Below are 13,919 nucleotides of genomic sequence, written 5' to 3'. Positions count from 1 at the left end.
CTAGTGCAAACCAGTACTCTTCCTGGATGGCAGCACCGGAGAAGGAGCCGCGCCCACCGCGCGCCCGGATGACGGGCACCGAACGTCGGCGCCAGCTCATCGACGTGGCCCGCACGCTGTTCGCCGAGCGTGGATATGAGGGCACCTCGATCGAGGAGATCGCCCAGCGCGCCAATGTCTCCAAGCCCGTCGTCTATGAGCACTTCGGTGGCAAGGAAGGTCTCTACGCGGTGGTCGTCGACCGCGAGATGTCGGCCCTGCTCGACGGCATCACCTCGTCGTTGACCAATAACCGCTCCCGGGTCCGGGTCGAGCGGGTCGCCCTGGCTCTGCTGACCTACGTCGAGGAGCGCACCGACGGTTTCCGCATCCTGATCCGGGACTCCCCGGCGGCGATCAGCACCGGCACCTATTCCAGCCTGCTCAACGATGCCGTCAGCCAGGTGTCCTCGATCCTGGCCGGCGACTTCGCCCGCCGCGGCCTGGACCCGATGCTGGCGCCGCTGTACGCCCAGGCCCTGGTCGGTTCGGTGTCGATGACCGCGCAGTGGTGGCTCGACACCCGCGAACCGAAGAAAGAGGTAGTGGCCGCTCATCTGGTGAACCTGATGTGGAACGGGCTGACCCATCTCGAAGCCGATCCGCAGTTAGAGGGCGAGTGACCCGCGACCCGCGATAATCTACGCACACGTCCAACAGTGGGGTAGGCAGAGGGGGTCGACGCGTGGTCGACACACGGAACGTGATCGCTCAGGTGCGGGTTCGGCTCAAAGATGCCGAGCGGGTCGAGGACGTCCAGCAGGTCGTCAAGGTCGCGGCTCGGCAGATCGCCGGTGCGCATGGTGCCACGTTCGTGCTCCTCGACGGCGACATGTGCTACTACGCCGACGAGGACTCGATGAGTCCACTGTGGAAAGGCCAGCGGTTCCCCGTCGCCGACTGCATCAGCGGGTGGGCGATGATCCATCGCACCGCGGTGGCGATCGGAGACATTCGCCGCGATGAGCGCATCCCGCAGGACGCCTACCGGCCGACCTTCGTTCGCAGCCTGGTCATGACACCGATGCTGGGGCCCGATCCGCTCGGGGCGATCGGTGTCTACTGGGCTCACCCGGGGCAGCCGGATCCCGCCGTGACCGATGCGCTGAAGGCTCTGGCCGACGTCGCGGTGGCCGCACTCCAGCAATTTCCCGAAGGCATCGCCGACCCGGGCTTCACGGTCGCCGGTCGCTGAGGCGACCTGCGTCACAGCGCGCGAGTGAATCGCGGCCCGCCGCAACGTCTTCGGTGGTGCCGCCTAGACTGTAGTAATCATGACCGCACCGGGGCACCAGTATGTTCAGACCCCGATCGCGGGGCTGGTGGACTTGGCGCTGACCGCGCCGGAATTCGTCGCCCTGGCGCAGCGCGCCGCCGAGCGTCCCGACGAACTCGCCCTGGTCGGACCTGCCAGTGCTCAGCTGTATGCCGCCTGCGCGGTGGCCCGTAAGGGCCCGCTGCTGGTGGTCACCGCGACGGGCCGCGACGCCGACGATCTCACCGCCGAGCTGCGGGGTGTGTTCGGCGAGTCGGCGGCGATGTTCCCGTCCTGGGAGACCCTGCCGCACGAGCGGCTCTCGCCCGGGGTGGACACCGTCGGCGCGCGGCTGATGCTGCTGCGTCGGCTGGCGCACCCCGACGACGAGCGCCTTGGCCCGCCGCTGTGCGTGGTGGTCACCACGGTCCGGTCGCTGCTGCAGCCGATGGCTCCCGATGTCGGCACCGTCGAACCCGTGACGCTGACGCCCGGTGCGGAGTTCGACTTCGACCAGCTGATCGCGCGCCTCGTCGAGCTGGCCTACACCCGCGTCGACATGGTCGGTAAGCGCGGCGAATTCGCCGTCCGCGGCGGCATTTTGGATCTTTTCCCGCCGACGGCCGAGCACCCCGTCCGGGTGGAGTTCTGGGGCGACGAGGTCAGCGAGATGCGGATGTTCTCGGTGGCCGATCAGCGCTCGATCCCCGAGATCGACGTGCCCGCGGTGGTGGCGGTGCCGTGCCGTGAGCTGCTGCTCACCGATGAGGTGCGGACGCATGCCGCCAAGCTGCTCGCCGACCGGCCGCGCGGCGACGGCAATCAGGTCACCGGCAGCGTCGGCGACATGCTGGCCAAGCTGGCCGAAGGCATTCCCGTCGACGGGATGGAAGCCCTGCAGCCGGTGCTGCGGCCCGACGACTTGACTCTGCTCATCGATCATCTGCCCGACGGCTGCCCAGTGTTGGTGTGCGATCCGGAGAAGGTGCGCACCCGCGCGGCCGACCTGATCAAGACCGGCCGGGAGTTCCTCGAGGCGTCGTGGTCGGTGGCCGCCATCGGGGGTGACGCCCCGATCGACGTCGAAGAACTCGGTGGTTCCGGGTTCCGCGAGCTCGACGAAGTGCACGACGCGGCCCGCAAGTCCGGCCACCCGTGGTGGACGGTGAGTCAGTTGGCGGCCGAGGACGCCACCGAACTCGACGTGCGGCCCGCCCCGTCAGCCCGCGGCCAGCAGAGCAACGTCGACGAGATCTTCGCGATGCTGCGCGCCCACGTAACGGCCGGCGGCACAGAAAATTATGCCGCCGTCGTCGCACCGGGCACCGGAACCGCGCACCGGGTCGTCGAGCAGCTCGGCGAGCGCGACACCCCCGCGGCGATGCTCGAGGCCGGCGAGGCCCCGAGGGCCGGTGTGGTCGGCGTCCTCAAGGGTCCGCTGCACGACGGCATCATCGTGCCGGGCGCCAACCTGGTGGTGATCACCGAAACCGACCTGACCGGCAACCGGGTCACCGCCACCGAGGGCAAGCGGCTGGCGGCCAAGCGCCGCAACACCGTTGACCCGCTGGCGCTCACCGCGGGCGACCTGGTGGTGCACGATCAGCATGGCATCGGCCGGTTCGTCGAGATGGTGGAACGCACCGTCGGCGGTGCGCGACGTGAGTACCTGGTGCTCGAATACGCTTCGGCTAAACGCGGTGGCGGGTCCGACAAGTTGTTCGTGCCGATGGACTCCCTCGATCAGCTGTCCCGGTACGTCGGCGGCCAGGAGCCCAGCCTGAGCCGGCTCGGCGGCAGTGACTGGACCAACACAAAGACCAAGGCGCGCAAGGCGGTTCGCGAGATCGCCAGCGAGCTTGTGGCTCTCTACGCCAAGCGGCAGGCCGCGCCGGGCCACGCCTTCGGCCCGGACACCCCGTGGCAGGCCGAGATGGAGGACGCGTTCGGCTTCACCGAGACCATGGATCAGCTGACCGCCATCCAGGAGGTCAAGAACGACATGGAGAAGCCGGTCCCGATGGACCGGGTGATCTGTGGTGACGTCGGCTACGGCAAGACCGAGATCGCGGTGCGTGCGGCATTCAAGGCGGTGCAGGACGGCAAGCAGGTCGCGGTGCTGGTGCCCACCACGCTGTTGGCCGACCAGCATCTGCAGACGTTCACCGCGCGGATGGCCGGGTTCCCGGTGACCGTGAAAGGCCTGTCGCGCTTCACCGATCCCGCCGAGTCGCGGGCGGTGATCGAGGGGATGGCCGACGGCAGCGTCGACATCGTGATCGGCACGCACCGGCTGCTGCAGACCGGTGTGCGCTGGAAAGACCTCGGCCTGGTGATCGTCGACGAGGAGCAGCGTTTCGGCGTCGAGCACAAGGAGCACATCAAGAGCCTGCGCACCCATGTCGACGTGCTGACCATGAGCGCCACGCCGATTCCGCGCACGCTGGAGATGAGCCTGGCCGGCATCCGGGAGATGTCGACCATCCTCACCCCGCCCGAGGAGCGGTACCCGGTGCTGACCTATGTCGGCGGCCACGACGACAAGCAGGTCGCGGCGGCGTTGCGTCGCGAACTGCTGCGCGACGGGCAGGCGTTCTACATCCACAACCGGGTCAGCAGCATCGACGCCGCGGCCGCGCGGGTGCGGGAACTGGTGCCCGAGGCTCGGGTCGTGGTGGCACACGGCCAGATGCCCGAAGAGTTGTTGGAGCGCACCGTCGAAGGCTTCTGGAACCGCGAATACGACATCCTGGTCTGCACCACGATCGTCGAGACCGGACTGGACATCTCGAACGCCAACACCCTGATCGTCGAGCGGGCTGACACCTTCGGCCTGTCGCAGTTGCACCAGCTGCGCGGCCGCGTGGGCCGAAGCCGCGAGCGTGGCTACGCCTACTTCCTGTACCCCAAGGAGATGCCGCTCACCGAGACCGCCTACGACCGGCTGGCCACCATCGCGCAGAACAACGAGCTCGGTGCCGGTATGGCAGTTGCGTTGAAGGACTTGGAGATTCGCGGTGCCGGCAATGTGCTGGGCGCCGAGCAGTCGGGGCACGTCGCCGGTGTCGGATTCGATCTGTACGTCCGGCTGGTCGGGGAGGCGGTCGAGGCGTACCGAGCCGCGGCCGACGGCAAGACGGTGACCACCGCCGAGGAACCCAAGGATGTCCGCATCGACCTGCCGGTCGACGCCAATCTGCCGCCGGACTACATCGAAAGCGACCGGTTGCGTCTGGAGGCCTACCGTCGGCTGGCGGCGGCCGCCGACGATGCCGGCATCGTCGGCGTGGTGGAGGAGTTGACCGACCGCTACGGGCCGCTGCCCGAGCCCGCGCAGCGCCTGGTCGCGGTGGCGCGGTTGCGGCTGGTGTGCCGCAGCTACGGTGTGACGGAGGTGGCGGCCACCGGAAGTGGTTCTCCCACAACGATTCGCGTCTCACCGCTGACCCTGCCGGACTCCGCGCAGCTGCGGCTGAAGCGGGTTTATCCCGGTGCGAGCTACCGCGCGACGACATCGACGGTGACGGTGCCGATTCCGCGGTCCGGCAGCGGTGTCGGCGCCCCGCGGATACGGGACCTGCAACTGGTGCAGATGGTGGCCGATCTGCTCCGCGCACTTGACGGACAACCGCAGGGCGAGCTTGATATAACCACGTTCACACCGGCCGGATCGGCGAAGGGAGAGCGGCGGTGACCGTCATCCTGGTCGATCCGCGCCGCCCGTCGCTGGTGCCCGTCGAGGCGGTCGAACTGCTCGGCGGCGATGTGCAGTACACCGAGGAGCTGCCGATCAAGGTGCCGTGGTCGTTGCCGTCGGGACGGCCGGTGTTCACCGGTCAGGACGCGCCGGTGCTGCTATCCTCGGATCGCAAGCATCCCGAGGTGCGGGCCCGGCTGGCCGCCGGTGAACGGCTGATCGCCGCGCCCGAGCCGCAAGCCGGCGAGCGGCTGGTCGACGCCGTGGCGATCATGGACAAGTTGCGCACCGCCGGGCCCTGGGAGAGTGAACAGACCCACGACTCGCTGCGACGCTATCTGCTGGAGGAGACCTACGAGCTGTTCGACGCGGTCCGCGGCGGCAACCTCACCGAGTTGCGTGACGAACTCGGAGATGTGTTGCTGCAGGTGCTGTTTCACGCGCGGATCGCCGAGGAGGCATCGCACCACGCATTCACCATCGACGATGTGGCCGACGCGCTGGTGCGCAAGCTCGGCAATCGGGTGCCCGCGGTGCTGGCCGGAGAGTCGATCTCGCTGGAAGACCAGATTGCGCAGTGGGAGCAGCGCAAAACTCTGGAAACAAACAACCGCGTCTCCTGCGTCGGCGATGTGCCGACCGGACAACCGGCGCTGGCGTTGGCGCAGAAGGTGATTGCCCGGGTGACGACCGCCGGGATGCCGCCGGAGCTGATCCCGTCCTCGATCCTGTCGGTGACCGTCGCGGCCGAGAAAGACGCCGAGAACGAGCTGCGCACCGACGTCCTGGAGTTCATGGACACCGTGCGCGCCGTCGAACGTGCGATCGCGGCGAACCGCAGAGATGCCGACGCCCCGAGTGAACTGGATGCCGCTTCACCGTTGGGCGCGGTCACCGCCGACGAATGGCGCAGGCACTGGCCTGCGCGGGCCGCCGAGGGACTCGACCTGCCGCTGGTGCCCGAAGTGGTCACCGACGACGACCTGCTCGACGACGTCGAAATGGTCCGTGTCGACGACGAATTGGACCTGCCCGAGCTCGCCGACGACGTCGACCTGGACGACCCCGAGACCGCCGACGAGCCGGCGGATCAGCCGAACAGCGTCGAACCCCAGTAGTCGCCGTCGCGCAGGCCCGGCGGCACGGCGAAGATTCCGCTGCCGGTGTGGGTGATGTATTCGTTGAGCAGGTCGCGGCGGGCCAGTTCCATCTGCATCGGGATGAACTGGGTCGCCGGATTGCGCACGAACGCGATGAAGAACAGCCCGGCATCGAGATGCCCGAATCCGTCGGAGCCGTCGGTGAAGTTGTAGCCGCGGCGCAAGATCTGGATGCCGTTCAGATGCTGCTGGGACGCCAGGCGCACGTGGGCGTCGCGGTCGATCAGCGGCTCGTTCTTGTTGTCGACGATGTCGAAATTGAGCTCCTCGAACTCCTGCTTGAGCCCGTTCGGCGCGCCGCTGCCCTTCTGTCGGCCGATCACCCGCTCCTGTTCGAGAAGCGTTGTGCGGTCCCAGGATTCGATGCGCATCCGGATGCGGCGACTGATCATGTAGCTGCCGCCGGTCATCCAGTCCGGGCCGTCACCTTTGGCCACCCAGACCTGCTGGTTGAGCGTGTCTGTGTCCTCGGCCTTGATATTGGCCGTTCCGTCCTTGAATCCGAACAGGTTTCGCGGGGTGGCCTGTTCCCGGGTGGTCGACGACGTACGGCCGAACCCGAGCTGGGAGTAGCGCACGGCCACCGTGCCGAAGCCGACCCGGGCCAGGTTGCGGATGGCGTGCACCGCGACCTGGGGGTCGTTGGCGCAGGCTTGCACGACGATATCGCCGCCGCAGCGCGCCGGATCCATGGTCTCGTTGGGGAACTTGGGCAGGTTCTCCAGCAGTGGCGGCTTCTGGCTCGCGATCCCGAAGCGGTCCGTACCGTCCTTGAGGAAGAACGACGGACCGAAGCCGATGGTCAGCGTCAACTGCGACGGCGCGAGCCCCAGCGCCTCACCGGTATCCGACGGCGGCGCATAGGGATTGAGGCCGATCGCACCGTCGTGGACGGCTTCCTCGCCGGCGGTCATCCGCTCGGCCATGCCGGTCCACTCTTTGAGCATGGCGACGACATCGGCCCGGTTGTCGGTCGTCACGTCGAAGGTGGCGAAGTGCATCCGGTCCTGAGCGGGGGTGACGATCCCGGCCTGGTGTTCGCCGCGGAACGGAACCGGCTTGTCCAGTCCGTGGTCGAGGGTGCTGGCCGCAGATGCCCGGCCGGCCAACGCCCCGGCGCCGGCCGCGCCGACCACCGCAGCGGTGACGCCGGCCGCGCCGAACAGCTTGCGCCGCGACAATCCTGCGGGTGCCGGCGCCGACTTCTCGTCGTTACTGGGGAGCGATGACACCCTGCACCTGGCTAACTTCCTTGCTCAACGCGTCGATGGCGCGCGAGAGTTCCTGCCGCTGCGGCTCGGTCACGGTGTCGTACAGGACGAACCCGTCACCCTTGCGGTACTTGTTCAACAGCGCCTCCACGTCGGCGAAGCCCTTGTCGACCCGCTTGCCCAGATCGGCGTTGCGGCTGTCGAGGATCGGCCGGACCGACGCCACCGCGGTCTGGCTGCCCTGGACGTTGGCGTTGAAGTCCCACAGGTCGGTGTGGCTGAAGATGTCCTCTTCACCGCTGATCTTGCTGGCCGCGATCTCGTCGAGCAGACCCTGTGCGCCACCGGCGATCTGGGTGGAGTCAATGGTCCAGCCCGGTGCCTCCACACCTTCGTGCAGCTCCTTGATGTCGGCCAGCAGCTGGTCGGCCAGGGCGTTGGCGTCGGGCTGCAGACCGGTGACCCAGAGCTGCTTCTCCAGCGCGTGGAAGCCGGTCCACTTCTGGCCCGGTTCCAGGTCGGCTTCCCGGAGGTCGATGCGCGGGTCGAGATCGTTGGGGAACGATTCGGCCACCGGCTCGATGCGCTCGTAGTAGGTGCGCGCGACCGGGTATTGCGCCTTGGCCGCCGCGACGTCACCCTTCTTGATGGCGTCGACGAACAACTGGGTGGCCGGGATCAGGGCCTCGCTCTGGCTGTTGACGTAGCGCTTGTAGCTGTCGCTGGCTTCCTTGAATTCGCCCTGGGTGTCGACTGAGACGGCGTTACCGGTGACCGTGAAGTCGCCGCGGATACCGTCGCCGATCATGCCGGGTTTGCACGCCGTCTTGTAGGTGCCGGGCTCGGCGAGCTGCACGACCAGCTTGCGCTGCAGTCCGGGGGAGATGTTCTCGACCTCGCCCATCACCCGCTCGCCCTCGCCGTAGACGTAGAACTCGGTGACCTTGGTGCCGTTGTTGGTGATCACGAAGGTGCTCGGCCCGGTGGGGGCCTGCGTGCCCGACAGCTTGCATTCGGTGTCGGAGGCGTTGACGGTGATCTCGGACGCCGCCTTGGTGCTCGAATCCGCGGACTTGTTCTCTTTGGCGGTGCAGGCGGCCATGGAGACTCCGGCCAGAATCGCCGCGGCAGCGGCAGTACCGGTCTTGATGCCGTGGGTCAGCGTCACTGATGGGACCTTTCGGTAAGGGGAGAGCGCTCCGATTCTTCGGAGGCATCGGCATTTTCGGGAGAGACGTCGGTGGCCGGAGCCGGCTTCGGCGCGGGGCGGGTGGGCCGCAGGAACAGCGCCAGGACGACGACGATGTAGGCCAGCCAGCAGATCAGCTGCAGCACAGTCGGGGTGGGGGTGACATTGAGGACGCCCTGGATGATCTCGCCGTACCAGGCCGACCAGTTGAAGGCGCCGCTGATGTCGAAGGCCCGGTTACCGAGGCCGGGCACCCAGCCGACGGTCTGCAGCGCCCCGACGCCGTAGGACAGGACGCCCGCCGCCACCAGGATCAGGAACACGCCGGTGTAGGAGAAAAACTTTGCCAGGTTGATCCGGACGGCGCCGGCGTACATGCCCCAGGCGATCACGGCGGCGACCAGCACGCCGATGAACAGGCCCAGCAGCGGCCACGCGGTTTCGGCCTCGGCGTAGCCCACCATGAACAGCGCCGTCTCGAAGCCCTCGCGGCCCACGGCGAGGAACGACAGGGAGAACACCGCCAGCGCGCCCGTTTCGAGCGCCTTCGTCATGCCTGCGCGCAGATCCCCGGACATGCTGGCCGACGCCTTGCGCATCCACAGCACCATCGAGGTGACGATCACGACGGCGACCAGGGACGCCACCCCGGCGATGGCCTCGGCGGCCAGATTGTCGACCGTGTAGGCGCTGTACTGAATCGTCAAGAACACGCCCACCGTCATCAGGACGGCGGCGCCGACACCGAGCCACACCCACTTCAGGGCGTCGCGGCGGTCGGATTTCACCAGGAACGCGATCAGGACCATGACGATGATCCCGGCCTCGAGACCCTCGCGAACACCGATCAGCCCGCTGCCGAAAAGCTGCGCGCCGACATTCGGGGCGGCAGCGCTGTACGTGGTGTGGATGCCGGTCGAAACAGCCGCCAGGTCGGTCATCGGCGAGTCCTAACTAACTTCATTGGTTGCACGCTCAAGCAAGGCTTACCAAACCAAGGTTCGGCTCACCTTAACAGATGCTTGGTAACCAAATTACCGGCTCGTCGGCATCGCCGGTAGGGACTAACGACACGGCAGCCGTGGGACGATGAACAAGATTATTCAGGCCTGAGGAGTGCTGTGTCGTCAACGCGTTGGCTGCGTGCTGTCGCCGTCATTGCGGCGGCGGCCATGTTGCTGGCGGCAAGTTGCTCCTGGCAGCTGGGCACGCCGATTCCCGACGGTGTCCCGCCGCCGCCGGGCGATCCGGTGCCTGCGGTCGACACCCACGCCAAGGGCCGCCCGGCCGATCAGCTGCACCAGTGGGCCGCGCAGCGGGCACCCGCGCTCGGTATCCCGATCACGTCGCTGGAGGCCTATGCCTATGCCGCGCGGGTGGCCGAAGTGGAAAACCCCAACTGCCATCTGGCCTGGACGACGCTGGCCGGCATCGGCATGGTCGAAAGCCACCACGGCACCTACCGCGACGCGATCATCGCGCCCAATGGCGACGTCAGCCCGCCGATCAGGGGAGTGCATCTCGACGGCACCAACGGCAATCTCGAGATCATCGACGACGAGCAGACCCTGGCCAATGACGAGCCGGTCTATGCCCGGGCGATGGGCCCGATGCAGTTCATCCCCGAGACGTGGCGGCTCTACGGCGTCGACGCCAACAACGACGGGGTAATCAGCCCGGACAACATCGACGACGCAGCGCTTTCGGCGGCGGGGTACCTGTGCTTCCGCGGCAAGGACCTGGCCTCGCCGCGCGGCTGGATGAACGCGCTGCACGCCTACAACCACTCCGACCAGTACGCCCGCACCGTGCGGGACTGGGCGACGGCGTACGCCGAGGGGCACGCGCTCTGACCCAGCTCTACGAGGCCTGCGTGCACGCGACCATTTAGGCTATTCGTCGCACACCACGACGCAAGGAGACAGCCAGTGCCCATCATCGAGCAGGTCGCGGCCCGCGAGATCCTCGACTCCCGCGGCAACCCGACCGTCGAGGTCGAGGTGGCCCTGATCGACGGCACCTTCGCGCGTGCCGCCGTCCCGTCCGGCGCGTCGACCGGCGAGCATGAGGCCGTCGAGCTGCGCGACGGCGCGGCCCGCTACGGCGGCAAGGGTGTGGAGAAGGCCGTCGAAGCGGTGCTCGACGAGATCGCCCCCGCGGTCATCGGGCTGTCGGCCGACGATCAGCGTCTCGTCGACCAGGCGCTGCTGGACCTGGACGGCACCCCCGACAAGTCGCGGCTGGGCGCCAACGCCATCCTCGGCGTCTCCCTCGCGGTGGCCAAGGCCGCCGCGGACTCCGCGGCCCTGCCCCTGTTCCGCTACCTCGGCGGACCCAACGCCCACATCCTGCCGGTGCCGATGATGAACATCCTCAACGGCGGCGCGCATGCCGACACCGGCGTCGACGTCCAGGAGTTCATGGTCGCGCCGATCGGGGCGCCCAGCTTCAAGGAGGCGCTGCGCTGGGGTGCCGAGGTCTACCACTCGCTGAAGTCGGTGCTCAAGAAGCAGGGCCTGTCCACCGGGCTTGGTGACGAGGGCGGCTTCGCGCCGGACGTCGCGGGCACCAAGGCCGCGCTCGATCTGATCGGCACGGCCATCGAGGCGGCCGGCTTCACGCTCGGCACCGACGTCGCACTGGCCCTCGATGTGGCGGCAACCGAATTCTTCACCGCCGGTAAGGGTTACGCCTTCGAGAAAGAGGTCCGCACCGCGGAGCAGATGGGCCAGTTCTACGCCGAACTGCTGGACTCCTACGCGCTGGTGTCGATCGAGGATCCGCTGTCCGAGGACGACTGGGACGGCTGGGTCGAGCTCACCACCGCGATCGGCGACCGGGTGCAGTTGGTCGGCGACGACCTGTTCGTCACCAATCCCGAACGGCTCGAGGACGGTATCGAGCGCGGCGCGGCCAACGCACTGTTGGTGAAGGTCAACCAGATCGGCACGCTCACCGAGACGCTCGACGCGGTCGCGCTGGCCCACAACAGCGGTTACCGCACGATGATGAGCCACCGCAGCGGCGAGACCGAGGACACCACGATCGCCGACCTGGCGGTGGCCGTCAGCAGCGGACAGATCAAGACCGGTGCGCCGGCGCGCAGCGAGCGGGTGGCCAAGTACAACCAGCTGCTGCGCATCGAGGAGGCGCTCGGCGATGCCGCGCGCTACGCCGGCGATCTCGCATTCCCGCGGTTCGTGGTCGGCGAGTAGGACTCGAAAGAGACTGTGGCGGAAAGCAAGCGGCCCGACTCGAGGCGACGCTCACCGGCCTCCCGGCCGGGGGCGTCGGGTCGGGTCCGCTCGCGTACGTCGCCTGCGGCCAAGCGGGAACCGCGGCCTTCCGAGACCAAAGCCGCGCCGGAGGCGGTCGGAGCCGCCGCGGCTACAACCGGTCGAGGCCACAGCGTCACCGAACCGGTCCGGCGCGCGATCGCGGCGTCGGCCGAGCACCAGAGTGAGCAGCGCCTCGGATTCACGGCGCGCCGCGCGGCCATTCTGGCGGCGGTGGTCTGCGTGCTCACCCTGACCATCGCCGGACCGGTGCGCACCTATTTCGCGCAGCGCACCGAGATGAAGCAACTCGCCGCGTCGGAAGCCGCGCTGCGCAAGCAGATTGCCGATCTGCAGGCGCAGAAGGACAAGCTGGCGGATCCGGTGTACATCGCCGCCCAGGCCCGCGAGCGGCTGGGGTTCGTGATGCCCGGCGACATTCCCTATCAGGTGCAGTTGCCCGCCGGTGCCGCCGTCGCCCCCGACACCGGCCCCCAGGTCGCCCCGGTGCATAGCAACGACCCGTGGTACACCTCGTTGTGGCACACCATCGCCGACACTCCGCACGGCCCGCCGCCGGTCCCGGCCACCGACCCCGGACTGCCGTCGCCGGAGCCCGCGCCCGCCCCACCTGCGACGCCCGGTGGTTGATCCCGCCGATCTCGACGCGGTGGCGCGGCAGCTGGGTCGTGAGCCGCGCGGCGTCCTGGAGATCGCCTACCGATGCCCCAATGGTGAACCGGCAGTGGTGAAGACGGCGCCCCGGCTGCCGGACGGCACCCCGTTCCCGACGCTGTACTACCTGACGCACCCGGTGTTGACCGCCGCCGCGAGCCGGCTGGAGTCCGACGGGCTGATGCGGGAGATGAGCGAGCGGTTGCAGCAGGACCAGGAGCTCGCCGCCGCGTACCGGCGGGCGCACAAGTCGTATCTGGCCGAGCGCGACGCCATCGAGCCGTTGGGTACGACGTTCACCGGGGGCGGCATGCCCGACCGGGTCAAGTGCCTGCACGTGGTGATCGCGCATTCGTTGGCAAAAGGCCGCGGCGTCAACCCGTTTGGCGACGAAGCGTTGGCAGTGCTGGCCGCCGAGCCGGGGATGGCGGGAATTCTCGACAAAGGGGAGTGGACATCAACGTAGAGACGAACCGGGTTGCGGCCATTGACTGCGGCACCAACTCGATCCGGCTGCTGATCGCCGACCTGGCCGCCGGGCGCCTCCACGATGTGCACCGTGAGATGCGCATCGTGCGGCTGGGCCAAGGTGTCGACGCCACCGGGCAGTTCGCCCCGGATGCGTTGGCCCGCACGCGGGCCGCACTGGCCGACTACGCCGCCTTGTTGAAACAGTTCGACGTCGGCAAGGTGCGGATGGTCGCGACGTCAGCGACGCGGGATGCGTCCAACCGCGATGAGTTCTTCGCGATGACCGCCGAGGTGCTGGACCCGGCGGTGCCCGGTGCGGTCGCCGAGGTGATCACCGGCAAGGAGGAAGCCGAGTTGTCCTTCAACGGCGCCGTCGGTGAACTTGACAGTGCCGCAGCACCTTTCGTGGTGGTCGACCTCGGCGGCGGTTCCACCGAAGTGGTGCTGGGTAACGAGGCGGGTGGCGTGCAGGCCAGTTTCTCGGCCGATATCGGCTGCGTGCGGCTCACCGAGCGCTGCCTGCACTCCGATCCGCCGACCGCCGCCGAGATCGCGGCCGCGCGGGATGTGGTGCGGGAACGGCTCGGCGAGGCGCTGCGGGTGGTGCCGGTCGATCAGGCCAAAACCTGGGTCGGCGTGGCGGGCACCTTCACCACGATCGCCGCACTGGCCCAACACCTGACCACCTACGACCCGGAGGCGATCCACCTCTCCCGCGTCGGCTTCCCGGATCTCTTGGCGGTCTGCGACCAGCTCGTCGGGATGACCCGCAAGCAGCGCGCCGCGCTCGGCCCGATGCACGAAGGCCGCGTGGACGTGATCGGCGGCGGCTCGATCGTCGTCGAGGAGCTGGCCTACGCGTTGGGGCAGCGGGCCGGCATCGACGAACTGGTGGTCAGCGAGCACGACATCCTCGACGGCATCGCGCTGTCGATCGCCTGAGCGTC

At 68.3% G+C, this 13,919-nt stretch carries 12 protein-coding genes; 9 read left to right on the top strand and 3 right to left on the bottom strand.

What is annotated here, in order from left to right; all coding sequences use genetic code 11:
- Positions 1 to 26: 26 nt before the first annotated feature.
- The 4 genes from K0O64_RS23160 (at position 27) to K0O64_RS23145 (ending at position 6,109) form a co-directional block, all read left to right on the top strand.
- Positions 27 to 662 carry a TetR/AcrR family transcriptional regulator gene (locus K0O64_RS23160; protein ID WP_071949473.1) on the top strand — a complete coding sequence of 212 codons (636 nt, stop codon included), beginning with the start codon at positions 27 to 29 and terminating at the stop codon, positions 660 to 662.
- Between the two features lie 62 nt (positions 663 to 724).
- Positions 725 to 1,234: a GAF domain-containing protein gene (locus tag K0O64_RS23155; protein WP_220045776.1), complete on the top strand. Its 510-nt coding sequence runs from the start codon at positions 725 to 727 to the stop codon at positions 1,232 to 1,234.
- Between the two features lie 79 nt (positions 1,235 to 1,313).
- Positions 1,314 to 4,988, top strand: a complete 3,675-nt coding sequence (mfd, locus tag K0O64_RS23150) for a transcription-repair coupling factor (RefSeq protein WP_220045775.1) — start codon at positions 1,314 to 1,316, stop codon at positions 4,986 to 4,988.
- The gene (locus tag K0O64_RS23145) at positions 4,985 to 6,109 is read left to right on the top strand and encodes a nucleoside triphosphate pyrophosphohydrolase (protein ID WP_220045774.1); all 1,125 of its coding nucleotides are present in this window, start codon (positions 4,985 to 4,987) and stop codon (positions 6,107 to 6,109) included. Before mfd ends, K0O64_RS23145 begins: the two co-directional genes overlap by 4 nt.
- On the opposite strand, the gene efeB is transcribed toward K0O64_RS23145, so the two are convergent.
- From efeB to efeU, 3 genes are all read right to left on the bottom strand, one after another.
- Positions 6,082 to 7,383, bottom strand: coding sequence for an iron uptake transporter deferrochelatase/peroxidase subunit (efeB, locus tag K0O64_RS23140; protein WP_071949477.1), 1,302 nt, complete (start codon positions 7,381 to 7,383; stop codon positions 6,082 to 6,084). The genes K0O64_RS23145 and efeB overlap by 28 nt on opposite strands.
- The gene (efeO, locus tag K0O64_RS23135) at positions 7,364 to 8,464 is read right to left on the bottom strand and encodes an iron uptake system protein EfeO (protein WP_225933782.1); all 1,101 of its coding nucleotides are present in this window, start codon (positions 8,462 to 8,464) and stop codon (positions 7,364 to 7,366) included. The genes efeB and efeO overlap by 20 nt, the downstream gene beginning before the upstream one ends.
- Before the next feature lie 62 nt (positions 8,465 to 8,526).
- Positions 8,527 to 9,492 (bottom strand): iron uptake transporter permease EfeU, encoded by a 966-nt coding sequence (gene efeU / locus K0O64_RS23130; RefSeq protein ID WP_071949479.1) that lies wholly within the window; start codon positions 9,490 to 9,492, stop codon positions 8,527 to 8,529.
- 180 nt (positions 9,493 to 9,672) lie between these two features.
- Here efeU and K0O64_RS23125 point away from each other — a divergent pair, with 180 nt between their 5' ends.
- The 5 genes from K0O64_RS23125 to K0O64_RS23105 all read left to right on the top strand — a co-directional run bounded on the left by K0O64_RS23125 (position 9,673) and on the right by K0O64_RS23105 (position 13,914).
- On the top strand, positions 9,673 to 10,404 hold the full coding sequence (locus K0O64_RS23125) for a lytic transglycosylase domain-containing protein (RefSeq protein WP_071949480.1): 732 nt from the start codon (positions 9,673 to 9,675) through the stop codon (positions 10,402 to 10,404).
- A gap of 75 nt (positions 10,405 to 10,479) precedes the next feature.
- Positions 10,480 to 11,766 (top strand): phosphopyruvate hydratase, encoded by a 1,287-nt coding sequence (eno, locus tag K0O64_RS23120; protein WP_071949481.1) that lies wholly within the window; start codon positions 10,480 to 10,482, stop codon positions 11,764 to 11,766.
- Positions 11,767 to 11,781: 15 nt separating this feature from the next.
- Positions 11,782 to 12,477, top strand: a complete 696-nt coding sequence (locus K0O64_RS23115; RefSeq protein WP_220045773.1) for an FtsB family cell division protein — start codon at positions 11,782 to 11,784, stop codon at positions 12,475 to 12,477.
- Entirely contained in the window at positions 12,470 to 12,967 is a 498-nt protein-coding gene (locus tag K0O64_RS23110; protein ID WP_071949483.1) for a DUF501 domain-containing protein, read from the top strand. The genes K0O64_RS23115 and K0O64_RS23110 overlap by 8 nt, the downstream gene beginning before the upstream one ends.
- Positions 12,952 to 13,914 (top strand): Ppx/GppA phosphatase family protein, encoded by a 963-nt coding sequence (locus K0O64_RS23105; RefSeq protein ID WP_174714142.1) that lies wholly within the window; start codon positions 12,952 to 12,954, stop codon positions 13,912 to 13,914. Before K0O64_RS23110 ends, K0O64_RS23105 begins: the two co-directional genes overlap by 16 nt.
- Positions 13,915 to 13,919 lie beyond the last annotated feature (5 nt).

The organism is Mycolicibacterium pallens (assembly GCF_019456675.1).
GTDB classification, from domain to species: domain Bacteria; phylum Actinomycetota; class Actinomycetes; order Mycobacteriales; family Mycobacteriaceae; genus Mycobacterium; species Mycobacterium crocinum.
Note: the sequence above shows the minus strand (reverse complement) of the source record. Positions and strands in the feature narration are given on the sequence as shown.